This window comes from Rhizobium sp. BK529 (genome assembly GCF_014194105.1).
Lineage (GTDB): Bacteria > Pseudomonadota > Alphaproteobacteria > Rhizobiales > Rhizobiaceae > Rhizobium.
In genome coordinates this window covers 469,669-489,861 of the sequence record NZ_JACIAU010000003.1, presented here as the reverse complement: position 1 = coordinate 489,861, position 20,193 = coordinate 469,669, and the positions used below count along the sequence as shown (strand labels likewise).

19 protein-coding genes and 1 pseudogene are annotated in these 20,193 nt (G+C 58.4%); 7 read left to right on the top strand and 13 right to left on the bottom strand.

Annotation, left to right across the window (positions count from 1 at the left end; genetic code table 11):
- Positions 1-35: 35 nt before the first annotated feature.
- The gene (locus FHX08_RS22285; protein ID WP_132656746.1) at positions 36-1,049 is read right to left on the bottom strand and encodes a porin; all 1,014 of its coding nucleotides are present in this window, start codon (positions 1,047-1,049) and stop codon (positions 36-38) included.
- 356 nt (positions 1,050-1,405) lie between these two features.
- On the opposite strand from FHX08_RS22285, the gene FHX08_RS22280 reads away from it, so the two are divergent.
- From FHX08_RS22280 to FHX08_RS22260, 5 genes are all read left to right on the top strand, one after another.
- Positions 1,406-2,431 (top strand): sulfate ABC transporter substrate-binding protein, encoded by a 1,026-nt coding sequence (locus tag FHX08_RS22280; protein WP_132656745.1) that lies wholly within the window; start codon positions 1,406-1,408, stop codon positions 2,429-2,431.
- Between the two features lie 8 nt (positions 2,432-2,439).
- Positions 2,440-3,297, top strand: a complete 858-nt coding sequence (gene cysT / locus FHX08_RS22275) for a sulfate ABC transporter permease subunit CysT (protein ID WP_132656744.1) — start codon at positions 2,440-2,442, stop codon at positions 3,295-3,297.
- A complete protein-coding gene (gene cysW / locus FHX08_RS22270) occupies positions 3,287-4,174 on the top strand; it encodes a sulfate ABC transporter permease subunit CysW (protein ID WP_132656743.1) in 888 nt (295 codons plus the stop codon). Before cysT ends, cysW begins: the two co-directional genes overlap by 11 nt.
- Positions 4,175-4,184: 10 nt before the next feature.
- Positions 4,185-5,225: a sulfate/molybdate ABC transporter ATP-binding protein gene (locus tag FHX08_RS22265; RefSeq protein WP_132656742.1), complete on the top strand. Its 1,041-nt coding sequence runs from the start codon at positions 4,185-4,187 to the stop codon at positions 5,223-5,225.
- A 157-nt stretch (positions 5,226-5,382) separates the two neighbouring features.
- Positions 5,383-6,192 (top strand): cell wall hydrolase, encoded by an 810-nt coding sequence (locus FHX08_RS22260; protein WP_132656741.1) that lies wholly within the window; start codon positions 5,383-5,385, stop codon positions 6,190-6,192.
- A gap of 119 nt (positions 6,193-6,311) precedes the next feature.
- On the opposite strand, the gene pepT is transcribed toward FHX08_RS22260, so the two are convergent.
- The 8 genes from pepT to FHX08_RS22220 form a co-directional block, all read right to left on the bottom strand.
- Positions 6,312-7,544 (bottom strand): peptidase T, encoded by a 1,233-nt coding sequence (pepT, locus tag FHX08_RS22255; protein WP_132656740.1) that lies wholly within the window; start codon positions 7,542-7,544, stop codon positions 6,312-6,314.
- 96 nt (positions 7,545-7,640) lie between these two features.
- Entirely contained in the window at positions 7,641-8,699 is a 1,059-nt protein-coding gene (locus tag FHX08_RS22250) for an ABC transporter ATP-binding protein (RefSeq protein ID WP_132656739.1), read from the bottom strand.
- Between the two features lie 4 nt (positions 8,700-8,703).
- Positions 8,704-9,534, bottom strand: coding sequence for a carbohydrate ABC transporter permease (locus FHX08_RS22245; RefSeq protein WP_132656738.1), 831 nt, complete (start codon positions 9,532-9,534; stop codon positions 8,704-8,706).
- Positions 9,535-9,538: 4 nt separating this feature from the next.
- Positions 9,539-10,474 carry a carbohydrate ABC transporter permease gene (locus FHX08_RS22240; protein ID WP_132656737.1) on the bottom strand — a complete coding sequence of 312 codons (936 nt, stop codon included), beginning with the start codon at positions 10,472-10,474 and terminating at the stop codon, positions 9,539-9,541.
- A gap of 90 nt (positions 10,475-10,564) precedes the next feature.
- Positions 10,565-11,824: an ABC transporter substrate-binding protein gene (locus tag FHX08_RS22235; RefSeq protein WP_132656736.1), complete on the bottom strand. Its 1,260-nt coding sequence runs from the start codon at positions 11,822-11,824 to the stop codon at positions 10,565-10,567.
- Between the two features lie 37 nt (positions 11,825-11,861).
- The gene (locus FHX08_RS22230) at positions 11,862-13,028 is read right to left on the bottom strand and encodes a PLP-dependent transferase (RefSeq protein ID WP_132656735.1); all 1,167 of its coding nucleotides are present in this window, start codon (positions 13,026-13,028) and stop codon (positions 11,862-11,864) included.
- A complete protein-coding gene (locus tag FHX08_RS22225) occupies positions 13,025-13,747 on the bottom strand; it encodes a FadR/GntR family transcriptional regulator (protein WP_132656734.1) in 723 nt (240 codons plus the stop codon). Before FHX08_RS22225 ends, FHX08_RS22230 begins: the two co-directional genes overlap by 4 nt.
- Before the next feature lie 321 nt (positions 13,748-14,068).
- A complete protein-coding gene (locus FHX08_RS22220) occupies positions 14,069-14,674 on the bottom strand; it encodes a flavin reductase family protein (protein WP_207896888.1) in 606 nt (201 codons plus the stop codon).
- Positions 14,675-15,008: 334 nt separating this feature from the next.
- Here FHX08_RS22220 and FHX08_RS22215 point away from each other — a divergent pair, with 334 nt between their 5' ends.
- Positions 15,009-15,890: an MBL fold metallo-hydrolase gene (locus tag FHX08_RS22215; protein ID WP_132656732.1), complete on the top strand. Its 882-nt coding sequence runs from the start codon at positions 15,009-15,011 to the stop codon at positions 15,888-15,890.
- 47 nt (positions 15,891-15,937) lie between these two features.
- On the top strand, positions 15,938-16,483 hold the full coding sequence (locus tag FHX08_RS22210) for a hypothetical protein (RefSeq protein ID WP_245508349.1): 546 nt from the start codon (positions 15,938-15,940) through the stop codon (positions 16,481-16,483).
- A gap of 34 nt (positions 16,484-16,517) precedes the next feature.
- Here the strand turns inward: FHX08_RS22210 and FHX08_RS31965 are convergent.
- From FHX08_RS31965 to FHX08_RS22190, 4 genes and pseudogenes are all read right to left on the bottom strand, one after another.
- Positions 16,518-16,829 (bottom strand): annotated as a pseudogene (locus tag FHX08_RS31965) (hypothetical protein); the annotation flags it as partial.
- A 202-nt stretch (positions 16,830-17,031) separates the two neighbouring features.
- The gene (locus FHX08_RS22200) at positions 17,032-18,216 is read right to left on the bottom strand and encodes a hypothetical protein (RefSeq protein WP_132656854.1); all 1,185 of its coding nucleotides are present in this window, start codon (positions 18,214-18,216) and stop codon (positions 17,032-17,034) included.
- A 45-nt stretch (positions 18,217-18,261) separates the two neighbouring features.
- Positions 18,262-19,005: a TfuA-like protein gene (locus FHX08_RS22195; RefSeq protein WP_132656731.1), complete on the bottom strand. Its 744-nt coding sequence runs from the start codon at positions 19,003-19,005 to the stop codon at positions 18,262-18,264.
- A 9-nt stretch (positions 19,006-19,014) separates the two neighbouring features.
- Positions 19,015-20,151: a YcaO-like family protein gene (locus FHX08_RS22190; protein WP_245508347.1), complete on the bottom strand. Its 1,137-nt coding sequence runs from the start codon at positions 20,149-20,151 to the stop codon at positions 19,015-19,017.
- Between the last annotated feature and the right edge of the window lie 42 nt (positions 20,152-20,193).

Genomic DNA, 20,193 nt, shown 5'->3' with positions numbered 1-20,193 from the left:
AATCGAGAACCAAGGGGCCGATGCGGCCCCTGTTATTAGAAGTCGCGCTGGAAACGCAGGAAGCCGAAGACTTCGTCGTCGCCGTCTTCTTCGTCGTGATACTGAACGCTGAGCTTGCTGCGCAGATCTTCAGCGATCTGATAGTCGACGGTGACGCCGGTGGTGTAGGCACTGCCGCCAGTGAAGTCGCCATCAGCATCGAGCTCGATCTTGTCGAAGTACTGGAACGCGGGGGTAACGGCCCACTTGTCCGTGATCTTCATCTTGTACTCGGCAGCGATCGTCCATTCGGACTCTTCGTAGTAGTAGTTGGCGCCGCTAGCCCAGATGCCAGCGAGGCCGAGCGTGCCGGGGCCGATGTCGGCATAGACGATTGCGCGGATAGCGCCTTCTTCGTTGTCGGTATCGTAACCACCGAGGAGGTAGCCGCTGAACGCGCCGCTCTTGAAGGAAACCTGAGCTGCTACGCCGAAGTTGTTCGGGCCTTCGCCCGGCTTCTCTGCATAGGCTTCTTCAAGTTCGTCGACCGAGATACCGGCAGCGAAATTGCCAGTCTCGTACTGATAGCGGATCGAATTGTGGGTCGTCTCGTTGCTGGAGAGCGTATCCGTCTCGCCGCTCAGATCGTCATCCCACCAGCTGTACTGCTTACCGGCGCGGAAGCCGGCGATGTCGAGGTAGCCTTCATCGAGCAGAGTTTCCTGATCGGTGGCGTTGTCAGCATTGGTACGCAGCGTGATAACGCCCGTGAGCGTGCCGTACTCGGTGTCGTTCTTGGTCTGGAAGGTAACCTGACCACGAGTCCAGAAGTTCACGTCGGAATCGCCGGAGACGTTTTCGCCGAAACGAACTTCAGTACGGATATAACCGCCGATCTGAAGGCAGGTTTCGGTGCCCGGGATATAGAAGTAGCCGGTCCCGTAGGCGTCGCAAACGCGAACATATTCTACGGGCTCCGGCTCGGCTGCGACGATAGCGTCGGCTGCATGCGCTCCGGAAACCGCTGCAAGGGCGGCAACAGAGCCAAGAAGGATAGTTTTAATAGACATCAGAAAGACCTTTTACGGTTTGAAAGAGGCAAGCAGTGCTTCAAGGACACCCCCACCATCGGTCGCCGAATCCCAACGACCGGAAGTCCATGTAGGCATTTCAAGGCGTCAGCGCTGTAAAAGAAGACTAAAAATCGACACACCAATGTCGCTTTGTGGGTCGAACTGTGGCAGAAAAAACACGGTAGCGCGACACGGCGCCGCAATTGGCCGCGGCCAACTGGCAGAATGTCCGATCCGCGATCCGCCATTCAAATGGGATGGCTTTCTAAGATTGATCCGGAGAACCGGAACAATCTTCGTTTCATTATACGACTTAGTTGATAGAGTTTGCGGCATAACCACGGAGGGTTCCCATGCAGACTTTCAGGCTCACCCGGCTGATTGCGGCCGCGCTCATGGCGGGCAGCTTTGCGATCGGAAGCGTTGCGCCGGCATTCGCAGATCAGACGCTTCTCAACGTCTCCTACGATCCGACACGCGAATTATATAAGGACTTCAATGCCGCTTTCGCTGCGAAGTGGAAGGCCGACAGCGGTGAAACGGTAACGATCCAAGCTTCTCACGGCGGCTCCGGCGCCCAGGCACGCTCCGTGATCGACGGCCTTGATGCCGATGTCGTGACCCTTGCCCTCGAAGGCGATATCGACGCGATCGCCAAGGCGACCGGCAAGATTCCGGCCGACTGGAAGAGCAAGTTCCCTAATAATTCCACCCCTTACACCTCGACGATCGTCTTCCTCGTGCGCAAGGGCAATCCCAAGAGCATCAAGGATTGGAGCGATCTGATTAAGGATGACGTTCAGGTCATCACGCCGAACCCGAAGACCTCGGGCGGCGCTCGCTGGAACTTCCTTGCAGCCTGGGCATGGGCCAAACAAGCGAATGGTGGCGATGAAGCCAAGGCTCAGGACTATGTGACCAAGCTCCTGCAGCACGTTCCGGTTCTCGATAGCGGCGCGCGTGGTGCCACGACCACCTTTGTGCAGCGCGGGCTTGGTGATGTTTTGCTCGCCTGGGAAAACGAAGCCTATCTCTCCCTCGAAGAACTAGGTCCCGACCAGTTCGAGATCGTAACGCCCGCTTTCTCGATCCGCGCCGATCCGCCGGTCGCAATCGTCGACGGCAACGTCGACAAGAAAGGCACCCGCAAGGTTGCCGAAGCCTATCTGAATTATCTCTATTCGGATGAAGGCCAGAAGATCGCGGCAAAGCATTATTACCGCCCGATCAAGCCGGAAGTGGCCGATCCGGCAGATATTGCCCGGTTCCCGAAGCTGACGCTCGCCACCATCGACGACTTCGGCGGCTGGAAAGATGCACAGCCGAAATTCTTCGGCGACGGCGGCGTATTTGACCAGATCTACAAGCCGGCCCAATAATAGGTCTTATGAGCGCAAATAACCCCACGCGGTGGCGGTTCAAGCGGCCGAGCGTCATTCCGGGTTTCGGATTGGCGCTCGGCCTTACCTTGATCTGGCTGACCCTTATCGTCCTTATCCCGCTGTCCGGCCTTGCCTGGCGGTCGAGTGCTCTCGGTTGGGAAAAATTCCTCGGCATTGCCTTCGACCAACGAACGCTGAGCGCGCTGCGCATCAGCTTCGGCTGCGCCCTCATCGCCGCGTGCCTGAATGTCGTCTTTGGCGTCATGCTTGCCTGGGTGTTGGTGCGCTACCGGTTCCCCGGCAAACGCATTATCGACGCCATGGTGGACCTGCCCTTCGCCCTGCCGACGGCGGTTGCCGGCATTGCGTTGACGACACTCTACGCGCCAAATGGCTGGGTCGGACAATTCCTGACGCCGCTCGGCATCAAGATCGCCTTCACGCCGGCCGGCATTGTCGTCGCCCTTATCTTTGTCGGTCTGCCATTCATCGTCCGCACCGTCCAGCCGGTGATGGAGGAGATCGACAAGGAAGTTGAGGAGGCGGCCGCGACACTCGGCGCCAATCGCTTCCAGACGATTGCGCACGTGCTGCTGCCGGGCCTTAGGCCCGCGGTACTGACCGGTTTCGCGCTCGCCTTCGCCCGCGCCGTCGGTGAATACGGCTCCGTCATCTTCATTGCCGGCAATCTGCCGTTTAAATCGGAGATCGCGCCGCTCCTGATCGTCATCAAGCTCGAAGAGTATAATTATGCAGCAGCGACAGGCATTGCGGCGATCATGCTGATCATTTCCTTCATTATGCTGCTCGTCATCAATCTTATTCAGAGTTCGAGCAGACGGAGGTACGGTTATGGCATCTAACGCTATTCCAAACTCCACGTCGGCTGAGCCGCGTCAACTCCATTCGGCGGTCACCGAAGGCAAAGTCGCCCGTATCACACTGGTCGTCATCTCCCTGCTCTTCCTGTTGTTGATCCTGCTGCTGCCGTTGGCGGCGGTCTTCGTCGAGGCCTTCCGCAAGGGTGCAGGTTCATTTCTCACGGCTCTCCAGGATGCAGAGACTTTCTCAGCCATCCGCCTGACGCTGATCGTCGCTGGCATCAGCGTGCCTTTGAATCTTACGTTCGGCGTAGCCGCCGCCTGGGCGATCGCCAAATTCGAATTCAAGGGTAAGGCGTTCCTGACCACACTGATCGATCTGCCCTTCTCGGTTTCGCCTGTTATCTCGGGCCTCGTCTTCGTGCTGCTCTTCGGCGCCAATACCTGGCTCGGTCAGTGGCTCTCCGCCAACGATATCAAGATCTTGTTTGCGCCGCCTGGGTTGATCCTCGCCACCATGTTCGTCACCTTCCCCTTCGTTGCGCGCGAGCTTATCCCGCTCATGCAAGAACAGGGAACGCAGGATGAAGAAGCGGCCCTTTCGCTTGGTGCGAGCGGCTGGCAAGCCTTCTGGCACGTCACGCTGCCGAACATCAAATGGGGCCTGCTCTACGGAGTGCTTCTCTGCAATGCCCGTGCCATGGGCGAATTCGGCGCCGTGTCGGTCGTATCGGGCCATATTCGTGGCCAGACCAATACGATGCCGTTGCAGGTGGAAATCCTCTACAACGAATATAATTTCACCGGGGCCTTCGCGGTTGCTTCGCTTCTGGCTCTGCTTGCCCTCGTCACGCTTGTTTTGAAGACGCTGCTGGAAATGCGCTATAGCGCCGAAATCGCCGCCAGCCGGCGGCACTGAAGGAAATAGAATGGAAGTACGCGTCCAAAACCTACGCAAGGAATTCGACCGCTTTCCGGCGCTGCACGATGTCTCGCTCGACATCCGCTCCGGCGAACTGATCGCATTACTCGGCCCCTCGGGCTCCGGCAAGACTACACTGCTGCGTCTCATTGCCGGCCTTGAAAGCCCGACCGAGGGCCAAATCTTCTTCGGCGTGGAAGATGCGTCGCGAAAGACTGTCCAGCAGCGCAATATCGGCTTTGTGTTCCAGCACTATGCACTTTTCCGCCATATGACGGTGCTCGACAACGTCTCTTTCGGTCTGAAGGTGCGCAATGCCGCCCGTCGTCCGTCGAAGGCCGACATCCGCAAGCGCGCTTTGGAGCTGCTCGATCTGGTGCAACTCTCTGGTCTTGAAAAACGTTATCCGGCGCAGCTTTCCGGCGGCCAGCGTCAGCGCGTGGCCCTTGCCCGAGCGATGGCGGTCGAACCGAACGTTCTGCTGCTAGACGAGCCTTTCGGCGCGCTCGACGCACAAGTGCGCAAGGACCTGCGCAAGTGGCTGCGCGAAATCCATGACCGCACCGGCCATACGACCGTTTTCGTCACCCACGATCAGGACGAGGCGATGGAACTTGCCGATCGTGTCGTGGTCATGAGCCAGGGTGCGATAGAGCAAGTCGGCACGCCCGACCAGGTCTACGACAGCCCCAACTCACCTTTCGTCTTCGGCTTCGTAGGCCAATCCAACTGCCTGCAGGTAGAAGTCGCCGACGGCGATATCCGCTTCGAAGGCCGTTCGCTCGGTCTTAACGCGGAGGGCGAAGCTGATGGCGCTGCGCAGCTCTATTTCCGCCCGCACGATGTCCGGCTTTGCGAATCCGCCGAAAACTGCATTGCCGGCCAACCGGTCGCAAGCCGGCGCGTCGCAGGCACCCGCCATATCGAACTCGATATCGGCAAGGACCGGCCGCATATCGAAATCGAACTGCCGCCGAGCGAAGCCGACAGGTTGGATCGCTCACGGGTTGCCTTCAAGCCGATCCGCTGGAAGCTTTTCCGCAATTGATATCACTGCAATCTGGTTCCCGCCAGAATCGTATTTGGGCGGGAACCCTTTGTTATTTTTGTTATCTCCGGTTGTTTGTATTTTTGTCACATGCCGGGTAAAACGTTTTCGCTGTATCGAAAAGGGCTGGACTAAATCCAATAGGAGGCACCTAGCGTTGAGGGCGGAGATTTCCTTTGGAAAATCCCTGGTTGGGATTTTGTTCGTAGGATTAGCAGCTGCAAGCTGCACAACCACACCGAAACCGGCGGCAGCGCCGGTCAAAGCCAAACCGAAACAGGCTCAGTCGGCAAAAGTCACCTTCAATTATACCACCAAGGATCGCGACTGCCTCAAGCGAGCGATGTATTTCGAATCGCAGCATTCGGATGAGGCCGGCTATATGGCGGTAGGCAGTGTCGTCATGAACAGACTGACCTCCGGCGCTTATGCCGACTCCATCTGCGGCGTGGTGGCGCAAAAGAAGCAGTTTGCACCCGGCGTGATGACGCGCGAGGTCAAGCCGCAGGCAGAGCCCGAACTTGCAACTGCGGCCGACGCGATCCTGAGCGGCGAACGTCATCCGGCTGTTGGGGATGCGATGTTCTTCCACACTGCGGGATTGAAATTCCCCTACAATAATATGCATTATGTGACGGTCGCAGGCGGCAACGCCTTCTACGAGAAGCGCGATGAAGACGGCACGCTCGAGACGCCGCCGCCGCTGCCTTCTTACGAAGTCGCGATGAATTACGTGCCGGGTGAGAGCATGCTGCCGCCGCAGTTTGCGGTGCTGATCCCGTCAGAAGTTCCGGTCCCGATCCCTTCTCCGGATCCCGCGCCGACGGCAAGCATCAATCCGTTGCCGATGCCTGCGGCGGTAACCGCGATCGAGCCTGCCCCCGGCACGCCAATCGCCATCCCGACGCCACGCCCCGCCTATGACAGCGTGATGTTGCGGCCAAGCATTCCAGCGATCGGCGGCTGATCCGCAAAGGAAGAGCGCTGAAGCGCGTCGCGATCTTTCAGATCCTCCCGCCGCGCCTTAGGTCTTTGTTTTACGCCTGTCGTTGGCACAAAATAGCCGCGCACTTTGTGCAACATGCTCTAGGCTCGCTCCTCCCAGACCTTGGCGAGCTCCACAATCGTGCTGACGGCCTTTTCCATGTCCTGGCGGCTGATCCATTCCAGCGGCGAATGGAACGCGTGGCCGCCGGCGAAAATATTCGGGCATGGCAGGCCCATGAAGGAAAGGCGCGAGCCATCCGTACCACCGCGAATGCTGCCCCGCACCGGCGTCATCCCCGCCCGGCGTACCGCCTCAACGGCGTTTTCGACGATTTCAGGACGACGGTCGAGCACCACTTTCATGTTGCGATACTGCTCCTTCACGTCAAAGCGATAGGTCGAGCCCGGATAGGCCTTCATCACATCCTTGACGATCGCTTCAAGCATGGTTTCCTTTTCCGTCAGACCTTCGTCGGTGAAATCGCGAATGATGAGGCTGATCGCTGCCTTTTCCATCGAGCCGGCCACACCGGTTGGATGAATGAAGCCCTGCTTCCCCTCCGTCGTCTCAGGCGCGATCTCCTTCGGCAGCCGGTCAATGATCGTGCCGGCGATCTTGATGGCGTTTTCCATCCGGTCCTTGGCGAAACCGGGATGAATCGCCACGCCGGTAATGACGATATCGACGCCATCGGCCGAAAATGTCTCGTCCTCGATATGGCCGGCGGTTTCGCCATCCATCGTATAAGCGAAATCCGCGCCAAGCTTCTCCAGATCGACCTTGTTGACGCCGCGGCCGACCTCTTCATCAGGCGTAAAAAGTATCTTGATCGTGCCGTGCTTGATCTCGGGATTGTCGACGAGGATCTTTGCCGCGGCCATGATTTCCGCCAGCCCGGCCTTGTCGTCAGCACCAAGCAAGGTCGTTCCATCAGTGGTGATGATGTCGTTGCCGATCTGATGGTTTAACTGGGGATGTTCAGAGACGCGAATTACGCGGCTCGGGTCGCCGGGAAGCGGTATATCTCCGCCGGCATAGTTCTTCACTATCTGCGGCTTGACGTTCGTGCCGGTGAAGTCAGGCGCTGTATCCATATGCGAGCAGAAACAGATGACCGGCACGTTCTTGTCAGTATTGGCCGGAATGGTCGCATAGACGTAACCATGCTCGTCGAGATGTGCATCCGAAAGACCGATCGCCAGGAGCTCCTCAACCAGAACCCGGCCGAGATCTTTCTGCTTCTCGGTGGTCGGCTGTGTCGAAGAGGAAGGGTCGGATTGGGTGTCGATGACGACATAGCGGAGAAAGCGGTCGAGAACGGTGCCTGTCATAATATCCATTCCAGGGGGATCATCGTCTGATGATATAGCCTCCGCGGGCTCTGCAACGAAAGCCTTTTCCGCTCGAAGCGCATTGTGAGTACATATTCAATCGACGCGATTACCCTCGCCGTTGAACACATGCAGGTGCTTGGCCGGAAAGGCGACGTTGACCTTCGGTCCCGCGCTCAGCGCTTCACGATCAAGCGTAAAAATCTTGAACGGCAGGCCATGCAGCGAAAGGTGCAGGATGATGCCGAAGCCCGTCGGCTCGACGAGTTCGACATCGGCAGCAACTCCTGCGCCGTCGCCGCTCATGACGACATGTTCCGGCCGGATGCCGAGCGTGACTCTTTCGGCGTTCGACAACGGCAGTGACTTATCGAGCGGCACGACCGTGCCGTCTTTCAGCTTCACGCCGCCTGCCTCATAGCTCGCTTCGAGGAAATTCATGCCCGGTGAACCGATAAAACCTGCAACGAAGAGATTGGCGGGACGGTCGTAGAGCTCCAGGGGGCTTCCGACCTGCTGCACGACACCGCCATGCATGGCGACGATCCGGTCCGCCAGCGTCATCGCCTCGATTTGGTCGTGGGTTACATAGATCGAGGTTGCCTTGAGATCACCATGCAGTTTCTTGATTTCAGCACGCATCTGCTCGCGCAGGCGCGCATCGAGGTTCGACAGCGGCTCGTCAAACAGGAAGGCTTTCGGCTGACGCACGATGGCGCGGCCCATGGCGACGCGCTGCCGCTGGCCGCCAGAGAGCGCCTTCGGCCGGCGTTCGAGCAGCGGATCGAGGCCGAGCTTGGAGGCAGCGCCTGCGACAGCACTGGCGATCTTTTCCTTCGCCGTCTTCCGGAGCTTCAGGCTGTAACTCATATTGCCGGCAACATTCATGTGCGGATAAAGCGCGTAGGACTGAAACACCATGGCAATGTCGCGATCCTTCGGATGCAGCTCGTTGACGCGGTTCCCGGCGATACAAATCTCGCCGCCGGTCACGTTCTCAAGGCCCGCGATCATGCGCAATAGGGTGGATTTGCCGCAACCCGACGGGCCGACGAGCACAACGAATTCGCCATCCTTGATTTCCAAGTCGACCCCGTGCAGCACCGGGAAATGACCGTAGGATTTTTGGATATTCTTGATATCGATCGATGCCATGTGACTAACCCTTGACCGCGCCGGCCGTCAGGCCCTGAACGAGATAACGCTGGATAAGCAGGAAGAAGAGGCCGGCCGGAATGAGCGCCATGACGCCTGCCGCCATCATCTGTCCGAAATCCACGGAGAATTTGGAGACGAAAGTAAGAAGGCCGACCGGGAAGGTCGCCGCGTCGTTGCCGTTAATCAGCATCAGCGCAAAGAGCAGTTCGCTCCAGGCCGCCGTAAAGACGAAGCCAAGGGTTGCCGCAATGCCCGGCAGCGTCAGCGGCAGGATGATCTGCCGGAAGGCCGTAAACTGGGTGGCGCCGTCGATCATTGCCGCTTCCTCGAGATCCTTCGGAATGCCATCGAAGAAGGATTGCATGAGGAAGGTCGCGAAGGGCACGTTGAAGGCAGTGTAGACGATCACGACGCCGGTCAGGCTATTCGTCAGGTGCAGCGGCGACAGGATCTTGAAGATCGGCGCGACCAGCATGACGAGCGGGAACATCTGGGTCAGCAGCATCAGCGCCACGATCCAGTATTTTGCCCGAAAATTGAAGCGCGACAGCGCATAACCCGACAGCGACGCACAGATCGTCACCGCTACCGCGGTAGAGGCCGAGACGATGACGCTGTTCTTGAAGAAGGTCGGAAAGGCGCTGTGCTGCAGCACGAAGCTATAGTGTTCCCATGTGGTCCGCGACGGCCACATGCGCACGCCCTCTGTGTAGAGCAGGTCGTTCGGCGTGACCGAAACCTTCAGGAGCCAGAAGAGCGGAAAGAGCGCGAAGATAACATAGACGAGGATCGCCAAGCGGTGCGCGACAGTGGAGAGAATGGATCGTCTCATCGGCTCAATCCCTGGCAAGCAGGCTCTGCCGCAGCAGGATGATCAGCATGGAATAGGCGAGAAGCAGTACCAGCAGCACCAGCGCAATCGCCGAGGCATAGCCGAAATCGAGCCGCTTGAAGGCCTGGGTGAAAATGTAGCTGGCAACGATCTGGGTTCTGTCGGCCGGCCCGCCGCCGGTCATGACGACGATGAGATCGGCGAAATTCGAGATCCAGACGGTGCGCAGCATGACGGTGATGGCGATCGTCGGCGCCAGGAACGGAAGGGTGATCGACCAGAAACGCTGGAACCACCCGGCACCATCGATCGAGGCCGCCTCATAGAGATCGCGCGGGATCGCCTGCAGGGCGGCCAGCAGCGTTATCGCGAAGAAAGGGATGCCCCACCAGACATTGGCAATGATCGGTCCCCACATCGCATATTGCGGATCGGAGAGGATATTGCCCGGCTCGCCCATCAGCCCGAGCGCAAAGAGCCAATGCGGCATCGGTCCGATGACCGGATTGAAGAGCCAGGCCCAATTGAGGCCAGCGAGAAAGGACGGCACGGCCCAGGGCAGGAAGACCAGCGCCTGGACGACACCCCTCCCCCAGAAAGGCTTGTCGAGCAGAAGAGCGAGGACGAGGCCGAAGAAGAATTGCAGGATGACCGAAGCACCGGTCCACCAGAGCGTGTTCTGCAGCGCGCCATAGAAGGCTTTATCGCGCGAAAGCTCGCGGAAATGCTCCATCCCAACGAAACCGCCTGAGAAGGGATTAAGGAGCTGGATATCACGGAAGGCATAGGAAACGCCGACCACCAACGGCACCAGCATGACCGCGATGATCAGAATCAACGACGGCGCGCTGTAGAGATAGGGCTCCGATGCATCGGCCAGCCGGCGCAGCCATGGCCGGCGGTCGTGGGGCATCTCAAGCGTGTCGGCAGTGATGGTCATTACCGGTACTTCCCCTTGCGGCGCTTCCGCGCCGTCTGTCGCTGCATGAGCGGCGGCGGAAGATCTCCGCCGCCGTTTACGATTTGTGCCTTACTTCTTGGCGAGGAACTTCTGCTGGGCCTTGGTAAGGTAGTCAGCCCACTGGTCGGCAAGGTCCTTGGCGGAGATGTCACCGAGCAGTGCCTGCTGCGAGGTCTTGATTGCCATGGAATCCTTGAAGAAGGCGAATTCCTCGAGGTAGGTCGGCATGACCGTCGGCACGGTGTCCTTGTCGGCCAGTTCCTCGAACCAGCCCTTGAACTGGTCACCAGCGTAGAAAGGATCCTTCTCGGCTGCCGTATAGGCCGGCAGAGCGCCGATCTTCTTGTTCCACTCGATATTGCCTTCAGGACCTTCGAGCGTAGCGATCAGCTTCCAGGAGAGATCCTTGTTCTGGCTCGTCGTGAACATTGACCAGCCGCCATAACCGATGGTCGGATAAGACTTGCCGGCCGGCCCCTTCGGCAGCGGAGCAACGCCGAAATCGTCCTTCTTCATGCGCTCGGCAATGGCGATCAGTGCATCGGGATCCTGGTCGAGGAAGGCGCAAGTACCCGAATAGAACCCGGCGACGACCTCGTTGAAGCCCCAGTTGACGCTATCCTTCGGCGCATAGCCCTTCTTGTAGAGATCGACCATCCACTCGATGCCCTTTGCCCAGCCTTCGCTGTTCATGGTCGAGGTGCCGTCATCCTTGAAGTACTTGTTGTCGCCGGCCATGGAGGCGGCGAAGATCATCCAGCCATTGAGACCGCCCGGACCGCCGCGCATGCAGTAGCCGTATTTGCCCGGCAGCTTGGAAACCGCTTCGGAGGCCTTGGTGAACTCCTCCATCGTTTTCGGCGGTTCCTTTACACCTGCTTCTGCAAGCAGCTTCTTATTGTAGAACATCGCGCGCAAATAGAAGCCGTAGGGCAGCATATAGGCCGTGTTGTTGACGTCGCGGCCGAGATCAAGCGCACGCGGCGTCAGTTCCTTGGTGTGCTCCCACTTTGCAAGATAAGGCTCGAGGCTTTCGAGCATGCCGTTATTGGCATAGAGCGACAGCCAGGTATCGGGCATTTCCATGACGTCAGGCACGTCGCCGGCCGAGACCATGGTCGCAAACTTCTGGAAGGCTTCGTTCCAGGGCAACGAGATGATGTCGACCTTGGTGCCAGGGTTGGCGGCTTCGAACTTGGCGACGATCGACTTCAGAGTTTCGGTGCGCTCGGGACTGGTGATGACTTCCACGAGCTTCAGCGTCGTGTCCGCGAAAGCCGTGCCCGCCATCATCGTGGCGAAGAGCGTTGAGAGAATAAGCTTTTTCATTTTCGGTTCCCCTCCGGTGTTGTTTGTGAGGTTTCAGTTATGAGGCGGCTGAAATCGCCTCCTCGATATCCCTCCACAGGGCCTCGGTTCCTTCGAGGCCGATATGGAGGCGCACAGATCGCGGGCTGATGCCGAAGGCTTGTGCGGAATTCGGTTGTGCCTTTTGCTGCAGCACCACCTCACCCGGTACGATCAGGCTTTCATGTCCACCCCAGCTTACACCCAGTTTGAAAAGCTTGAGGTGATCGGCGAAGGCTCTGACATCTACACCTTCGCGGAATATGAAGGAAAACAGCCCCGACGTGCCGTTGAGGCCGGCAGGCAGGCGGTTGGCAAGACCCGGATGGCAGACCTGCTCGACCGTATCCAGCGCCTGCAGGCGCTGCGCGATCGTCATGGCGGCGGCCTCATGCGCCCTCATGCGGATTGGCAGGGTACGCAGGCCACGGATCAGCAACCAGGCATCGAAGGGAGAGAGCTTGCCGCCGAGATAGGGATAGGATTCGGCCTTGATGCGGGCAATCATCTCCTTGGAACCGGCAACAACACCGGCAACGACGTCGCTATGGCCGCCGAGATATTTGGAGGCGGAATGGATGACAAGATCGATGCCCAGCGTCACCGGACGCTGAAAGAACGGACTCGCCCAGCTGTTGTCGATCATGGTGACGACGCCGTGTCTCCTGGCAAGGGCTGCCAGCGCGCCGACATCGTGAGCTTCCATCACCCAGCTCGTCGGGCTTTCCATGTAGAAGATTTTCGCACCCGGCAGCGCCTTGGCGACCGCCTCTTCATCACGACCGTCGACATAAGTCACCTCGACCTTCATGCGCTTGAGGATCGTGCCGAACAGCCGGAAGGCATCCGGATAGACATGCTTGACAGCGACGATGCGGTCGCCCGGCTCCACGAAGCTCAAGACGGCGGACGAGATCGCCGCCATGCCGCTCGCAAAACCCAGCGCATCCTCGGCCCCTTCGAGCTTTGCCAGCATCTCCTCGAACATGCGCACGGTCGGGTTGAGCCCACGCGTATAGATCGGCCGTACTTTTTCGCCGCGATAAGAGGCGATCATGTCATCATAATCGGAGAATGTGAAAAGCGATGTCTGGAAGATCGGCGGAACGACCGCTTCGGCGAAGTTGCCTTCGTCGTGAGCGGTGATCAGCGAAGCAAGGTCGAACGGTTCGAGGCCGTCAGTCATCGGGACATTTCCTTGATATCTTCCTCGACCACGTCGAGGATCTTCATTGTCTCGCGCCGCGCTGCCTCGGTGTCCTGGGCGGCAATGGCGTTGAAAAGGGTACGATGAAAGGGAAAGGAGCGGCGGGCAAAATCCTGCCGGTCGAAAGGATGATCCCAGAAGCGCTCGAAGGTCTCACGCATCTGTTCGAGAAGTTGGCGGAACAGCGGATTGTGCGTGGCGTCGTAGACCGCGAGATGAAAGGCCAGATCCTCCGGTCCGGACGCGCCCTTGGCGATGTGCACCCGCTCCATTTCGTCGAGTTTTTCCTCGATGACGATGAGGTCCTTAGCTGTGCGCCGGCGCGCAGCCACCATGCCGGCCTCGCATTCGATGCCACGGCGAACCTCCAGTGTCTGCAACAGCACGTCGCGCAAATGCGTCGTATCGAGCGACAAAGGCATATGAACGGTCTCGCGGGAAACCGGTTTCAGCAGGTAGGTTCCGCTGCCCTTACGCGTCTCGATCACGCCGAGGGCCTGGAAATGCCGGATCGCCTCACGAATGGTAGACCGCCCGACGGCGAGAGCCGCCATCAGCTCACGCTCCGCCGGCAGCCGGTCCCCCGCCTGAAGCCGGGCATCCTCGACATAATGCGCCAGCGCATCCGTCACCTGACGCGCGCGATCGATCGCCGGAAGCGGCCGGATCACCGGCCTGTCGCTACCATTTGCCTTCATGGTTCCCCAAGTTCTTTTCTAAGGCAGTCGACGCATAATTGGTCTGACATCTTAGCATTTCTCAAAGCGTGGTGGACGTCAAGCCGGCATTTGATGAATGTGGTTCGGCCTGTCCTTTCGAACCGGTGAACGGGCCTCGTGCAGCTCAAGCAAGTGCTGGGCGAGAGGGATACATTGATCGTCAAAACCGCGAGGAGGCTGAACTCCTGTCAGCAACTGATTTCGGAGAGACATGCGTTATTGAATACCGGGCGACCGTCGAAGCAGTGGGGGCAGCCGCACGCGGGTGGCCGGCTTACGACCATCCAGCCAGTAGAACGATCACGCCCGGAAGGTCTTGCCGAGCTCCTTGTCGGCGAGACTATAGTAGTGGCGGAAATTGTACACGAGCGGTGACCATTTGTCGGGAGCCAGATGATCGGTCCCATCGACGATGAACTCTTCATCGGCGTGCACCTTCAGGACTTCGACGACCGCTGCGAGACCGCCGCCCAAGACCGCAATCTTCTGGCCGCCGAGCTCGTGCATCGATATCACTTTCGCTTCCATCTGTATCGGGCACTCGCGAACACGGACCGGCCGGACAACTTCACTCCCAACGCGAGTGAGTCCTGCCGCGGCGAACTTGTCCTTCTCGGTGCGAAATTGTTTCGTTTTCTCTTCTGGCACAGGATCCTTGCCTGTCAGCGGTGCAAGCTTTTCGACGACCTCCCACATGACGGGCGACGGCAGGTTCACAACGCACTCCCCATGCCGCTCGAGATTCTCTGCCATCTTCGCATCTTTCAGGACGCCGAGCGTCATCGTCCAACCGAGCGTCCAGAAAGAGGATATTGGCGATAGATTGGTGCTGCCGTCCTCGTTCAACGTACTGACGATGGCGACTGGCGTTCCGAAATACAGGATCTTCGGTTCGATGGATCTCACGACGTCCTCCTGAAGGTTTCGACTCCGGAACCATAGCGAAGTTACTCGAAGAATAGTTCGATGCCGATCGAAGCTTGGGTCATCCGAGTTGTCGGGTCTGGCGTGTCGGTAATCCGCATCGGCAACGTCTAGTGTTGCGGCCTAGTTTCCGGGTTCTTCCACATGACACCAGACCTATGATCTTTGTTCATCGACATCCAAAAGAGGCGTCCGGCGCTAGATACGGCCTCAGGCTGTCAATGCTGACGATAGTTTGAGGTGATCTTGCGGGCCAAGCGCCATATGAATGGGCATCGCCGCTTTTACCTCAGAGCCCGTCGAAAGGATCGCCATCATGTCTATCCGCAGAGCATCCCTTGCCATCGCCGCGAGCGCCATCATGCTGTCCAGCACAGCTTTCGCTCAAATGCCGCAGCAGCAACCGGATTCGAAGGCCTTCAAATTCGGGTCCTTCGATCTCGTTGCCTTGCACGACGCCCAGTTCGTGTTGCCGAACGATGGCAAGGTCTTCGGCGTCGGTCACAGTCCGGAAGAGACCGCCAAGGTCCTGAAAGACGCCGGCGCGCCGACGGACAGTGTGACGCTGAGCGTCGACGCCCTGCTCATCAAGATGCCGGAGCATCTGGTTCTGATCGATACGGGCACTGGCGGCGCGCTACAGCAGAGCCTCTCGCAGGCCGGTTACAAAGCTGAGGACGTCACCGATGTGCTGATCACCCATTCGCATCCCGACCACGTCGGCGGTCTGGTCAGCAACGGTAAGCTCGCCTTCCCGAACGCAACCATACGGATGTCATCGGCCGAGTGGGAGTTTGCCAAAAAGAACGACAAGCTTGCCGATCTCGTCAAGACGATCGGCAGCCACGTTAAGACATTCGAGCCGGGTGCCGAAGTCGTCCCCGGCATCACTTCGGCGGACCTGCCGGGACATACTCCCGGTCACGTCGGCTATCAGATTGTCTCCGGGAACGAGAAGATGATTGATATTGGCGACACGGCTCACAGCTCCATTGTGTCGTTGGCCAAGCCGGAATGGCCGATCGGCTTTGATAACGATGCGGCCACGGGTGAAACGAACCGGATGGGGACGCTGAAAAAGCTTGCCCAATCACAAGAGCTCATCTTTGCCCCTCATTTCCCGTTCCCCGGTGTCGGCCATATCCAGTCGGACGGCGACCACTTCAAGTGGGATGCCACACTCGCGGCTAGTAAGTGAGGCAGGCCGGAAGACCCCGCGATATAAAGATAGCAACGCGCCGACGGATGTCGGGCCGTTCTTTCCCTGCCGCTGTGCTCGACGCGGATGACGTCTCTGTCTATGGCTTTCATGATCGGGCAAATGTCCGGTGTCGTGATCACCGTTGTCGTCGACAAGATTGCCCAGACGCGCTTGCTGATCGAGGCGAGCGCGCGTTTCGTGATACAGGTGCCGACCGTTGCTCAGCTCGCGCTGACGCGGGAGTCGGTAACCGTAGCCTCTATGAGGAGCCGGACAAGCCGCAGAAATCGGGAGTGTCGATTTTTGACATGCCTGAACATGATCTGCCGTTCGTCAAAGGCTGCTCAGCTTGGCTGGCCTGCGAACTGATTGTCGAGCCCGATAACCAGGAGGTCTACGATCTTTTCATCGCTGACGCCACGACGGCATGGGCCGACGGCCAGGTATTCAGAAACGGACACTGGCACTTTGAAACCGTCGGACCGGAATGGCGTAGCCTGCACCATGTCGCCGGTGGCCACTTCTATTCCATCGGCGAGGCACTTTCGATTGAAGCCGAAGCTGTCGATACTCCGTCGTCTCCATTCTGAGATGGTCGATCTATCGTAGGATTCCTGTGACGCCTCAGTCGCGGAGCCGTTGCGGCGCCAGCGATTGCGTTTGTGCATAGGCGAGCGGTGAACGGTTTCCGGGCAGGTTCTCATCAAGGATCAGTGTCTTGATGTCGTCGGAGCGGACGTCGAGCGCGATCACCCGTTCGAGCTTGTCCAGCGACCAGACGGAATAGCCAAGCGCGCTCGAGTAACCGCAATCATCCCCTTGTATTTCCTCGGCCTCGACCGGCAGATACATGATCCGCGGCTTCGGGAGTTTGTAGCAGTGCCCCTCATAGGCATAGCCGTAGATCACACCGATGCTCACTATGTCGACCTTCCCGGCATCGATCAGAATGTAGCAGTCACCCACTTTAAGCCTGATTCCATCCACATCGGTTTCGCCAGTGCCATCCGGAGCATCGCCAGGTGGACAATGTTCCTTTCGTCCATAGAGACGAACCTCACTCGGATTGAACGGCAGATTGCCTGTCCCAATAAACGGTTTGTCAGAGCAGCAGCTCATTTCCCCCTCCTCTTCCGGCTCATCTCGAGCGGATGATTTCACGCCATGCAAAGTTTTCCTCTAATTGTGCGGCAGTCTGTAAATCGGCAGCCGAGATGATTGCTAACGCGGCGTCCCCAAGACGCATCGTGTCCGGATCAAGTCTGTGAAGCGCAGCACCGATTGCCGCTCCGACTGAGTCCCTCGCCTTGATCAGAGCTAGCTTGAAGAAGAGCGGTCTGTCCCGAAAGGCTTCGGCTGTCGTTTGCCGAAACCAGGCAAACTCGTCCTGCGTCAGATCGCGAAGACTGACGGAGAGAAGACGATGATCGGCGCAACCACTCGCCACCAGTTCCCGATGATAAAGTTCGACGATCGTATCAAAGATCGCACCGAGAAAGGGCAGCGAACGATCATGAGCCTCGCTTGTGACTTCCGACATTCGTCGGAAGTTGGTTGCAAGGCGGATTTGGGTCTCCGGGCTTGTCTCGGCAAAGCGATTGAGCTCGTTGTACAGCAGGAGATTTCCTTTCGTCCGCCGCAGCAGCCGATCGATGGCGGAATCGAAATGCAAAAACGAAATCAAGGATATGCTGTCCGAGATCGCTTCGGAGAATGGAAAGAAATCCGCATCCCGGGAGGGGTTGCGTGGAAACCCCGTCTGCGAGAGCGTGACGAGGTGGCCGATCTCATGGGCAATCGTATCGAAATTCAATGCATAGGGCGATTGTTCACCGCCGGCTTCCGAACAGCCGAGTTCGAGAAAGCCGAAGCCCGCATGCGCGTTGTTCCAGCGGACGAAGGGAACGATTTCCAGCCTCGGATAGAATTCCGAAAAGAACCAACGCAGCGGTCGCGCGAGATAATTGCGCCAGACATCCAGAACAAAATGAACGCATGCATAGGCATGGACACCCAGATAATCACGTGATCTTGGGTCCAGGCTGTCAAAATGCCGGTCCGGGCCTGGCTGGACAGGCCGCCGCAGAGGGCCGCGAAAAGGCGGCAAATCGTTGAAGCCATAGGGTTCTTTGTCGAACAGCGGATCGGCGACATACATCAATATGTCACTAGGGCCATCACCGATCTCGTTGGGCGATATCGATAGCAAGATCCGGTCCGGCTGCTCATAACCAAGGATAAAAGGCGGCTGAGGAAATATCCAGCATCGCGTTCCGAGCGCCGGCGCAGGTTTCTTAAGTGATATGTCAGGATACAATTCCATTAGCTCAACTACTCTATGAGATGAGTTATATGGCAATTACTATTATTAGTAGTTTCTAATTAAATTGATGTCAATAGATCCTGCTTCCAGATCGCGCAGGAAAGTATTGGTTGACGTATAAGGTAATTTTGCCGGTTTTAGTTTCGTCAGGGTGGGCGCCAGCCGTAGCGCCAAGCTGGCATCAGCCTTCTTCTGTGCGATCAGATGGCTGCGCAACAGAGCCGCTTTGTCTGCTGGCCATTGTGCAGCAGCGAGGACATTCCGAATGGACCGTTCACGAAAATTAAGCCTCCTGGCTGCGGCAATACCCGCATCCATCTCGGCTTTCGAAATCAGGCCGCGACGAAACAGTACCTTAAAACTGCGCTGCAGATCGACCAGCGCCTCGGTCAAAGCCGTGAAGCCGAGCTCCGGAGGACCACATTGGACAGCGACGGCATCTTCCGCCGTGAGCGGCCACCGCCTGTACCAGCGATAGATGAGACCCACGCCGATCATTCCGAATAGATCCAGCTCGGCGGCGCGAAGCGCACCCATGCTCGCTGAACCGATCATTACGATACCCTGCGACAGCGCCCAGAGAATTTCCTTGTGACGGACGGCCGGTCTGTCCTCGAAAAGACCGTCTATCAAAACCATCGCTCTCGGGCGAAATGCGTGAGCGGCGAGAATGATATCCCCCTGAGAAACAGGCTGCAGGTAGATGGCGTCGAGAATGCTCCGGGCATCCGGCAAGCGGAGAGTGGGGCCAAGGAAAACCAGGATTGGACCGGTTTCGCTCTGATCCATCCCTCGCCCTCACCGCTCGACCGCAAAAGCACGCATGCCTGCAAGGACCGTTCGCACGCAATGCACATTCGGATCGTCCTCCGAAGCGATCGGAACGGCGAGAACCGGTCCCAGTCCGGCGTCAACGATCTTTTCCACGAGATCGGCGAGATCGGTGATGGTGGGCAATGCGCCTGCAAAATCGCCCGATGTCGTAGCTTCGCCAAGGATCAGATTGCGGGCGTCGGCCAGCATGGTCTCGCTTCGCCTTGCATAATGTCTGCGCGTTTGATCGTCTCGTGCGCCGGATATCGCGCCGGCCCGGGCCGCCAGTGCTTCCAGCAGCGCGCCGAACGCCGCCTTCTGCAGATCGAGACCAGCACAATAGCCCTCCGTCGGAAGGGCCAACATAGGTTCGCCTTCGCCGGACTCGATCGTCTGGCACCAGACGACCGGAATCCCTGCCGGCGAAGGCGCAAACCAGAAGGCAACCAATATTCCGAACCCGGTGAGGCGTGACAGAATATCCTGGACTGCGGCACCCAATCCTGACACCGGCAGCCTCATCCGGTCCATGAATCCATGAGTTTCGAATGCCCGGGCGATCGCATCGCGTTCTATGCACTCCAGGAGCCCATGCAGTAACGCGCCGAAGTCTGACCGGTGGCAGGCAAGGCCCGTCGTGGTGCGCAGGAACACGCCGTCACTGGCCGGCGGCGGATCGGTGTAGATCGTGTGCACAAGCTCGAATGGAACGGGCGCCGTAGCGCCTGTTGCCATATCGACACCCATGATCCAGGCGGTCTCGCGGTCACGCCAGTTCAGGCGAGTTGCGGGGAGGCAGAAACCATCGAAGCAGTTGGCTCCGATTATCAACTCTTCTGCGGTGGACAGGAAAACACGGGAGGGTTGGATCGCCTCGGCATAGAAACGCTCGAGCGATTCCATGATCGCTCCGATTGCGGCAGATATTCTGGACATCCCGCGGCCGAGCGAGGTGACTTCCGATAACGCCGCCGGTCGTATGGCCTGGATGACCGGAAACCCGATCCGGTCGAGACCGGTCAGATCGCCGATACGTGTGATGCTCGCCCTACGGCAGAGCGGCAGCAGAGAACGGAAATAAGCCTCGGTATCCTCGATGTCCGATTGAGAGGGCACGGACATGCTCCCGTCTCTGATCCCGGCATAAAATGCCGCGAGCATTTC

What these genes read in the sequence shown, in the direction of transcription:
- FHX08_RS22250 (WP_132656739.1), bottom strand. Translation starts at nt 8,699, where the DNA reads ATGGCATCGATCGATATCAAGAATATCCAAAAATCCTACGGTCATTTC.
- FHX08_RS22200 (WP_132656854.1), bottom strand. Translation starts at nt 18,216, where the DNA reads ATGGAATTGTATCCTGACATATCACTTAAGAAACCTGCGCCGGCGCTC.
- FHX08_RS22265 (WP_132656742.1), top strand. Translation starts at nt 4,185, where the DNA reads ATGGAAGTACGCGTCCAAAACCTACGCAAGGAATTCGACCGCTTTCCG.
- cysW (WP_132656743.1), top strand. Translation starts at nt 3,287, where the DNA reads ATGGCATCTAACGCTATTCCAAACTCCACGTCGGCTGAGCCGCGTCAA.
- FHX08_RS22245 (WP_132656738.1), bottom strand. Translation starts at nt 9,534, where the DNA reads ATGAGACGATCCATTCTCTCCACTGTCGCGCACCGCTTGGCGATCCTC.
- FHX08_RS22235 (WP_132656736.1), bottom strand. Translation starts at nt 11,824, where the DNA reads ATGAAAAAGCTTATTCTCTCAACGCTCTTCGCCACGATGATGGCGGGC.
- FHX08_RS22230 (WP_132656735.1), bottom strand. Translation starts at nt 13,028, where the DNA reads ATGACTGACGGCCTCGAACCGTTCGACCTTGCTTCGCTGATCACCGCT.
- FHX08_RS22190 (WP_245508347.1), bottom strand. Translation starts at nt 20,151, where the DNA reads ATGTCCGTGCCCTCTCAATCGGACATCGAGGATACCGAGGCTTATTTC.
- FHX08_RS22225 (WP_132656734.1), bottom strand. Translation starts at nt 13,747, where the DNA reads ATGAAGGCAAATGGTAGCGACAGGCCGGTGATCCGGCCGCTTCCGGCG.
- FHX08_RS22280 (WP_132656745.1), top strand. Translation starts at nt 1,406, where the DNA reads ATGCAGACTTTCAGGCTCACCCGGCTGATTGCGGCCGCGCTCATGGCG.
- FHX08_RS22240 (WP_132656737.1), bottom strand. Translation starts at nt 10,474, where the DNA reads ATGACCATCACTGCCGACACGCTTGAGATGCCCCACGACCGCCGGCCA.
- FHX08_RS22210 (WP_245508349.1), top strand. Translation starts at nt 15,938, where the DNA reads ATGTCGGGCCGTTCTTTCCCTGCCGCTGTGCTCGACGCGGATGACGTC.
- pepT (WP_132656740.1), bottom strand. Translation starts at nt 7,544, where the DNA reads ATGACAGGCACCGTTCTCGACCGCTTTCTCCGCTATGTCGTCATCGAC.
- FHX08_RS22285 (WP_132656746.1), bottom strand. Translation starts at nt 1,049, where the DNA reads ATGTCTATTAAAACTATCCTTCTTGGCTCTGTTGCCGCCCTTGCAGCG.
- FHX08_RS22195 (WP_132656731.1), bottom strand. Translation starts at nt 19,005, where the DNA reads ATGGATCAGAGCGAAACCGGTCCAATCCTGGTTTTCCTTGGCCCCACT.
- cysT (WP_132656744.1), top strand. Translation starts at nt 2,440, where the DNA reads ATGAGCGCAAATAACCCCACGCGGTGGCGGTTCAAGCGGCCGAGCGTC.
- FHX08_RS22215 (WP_132656732.1), top strand. Translation starts at nt 15,009, where the DNA reads ATGTCTATCCGCAGAGCATCCCTTGCCATCGCCGCGAGCGCCATCATG.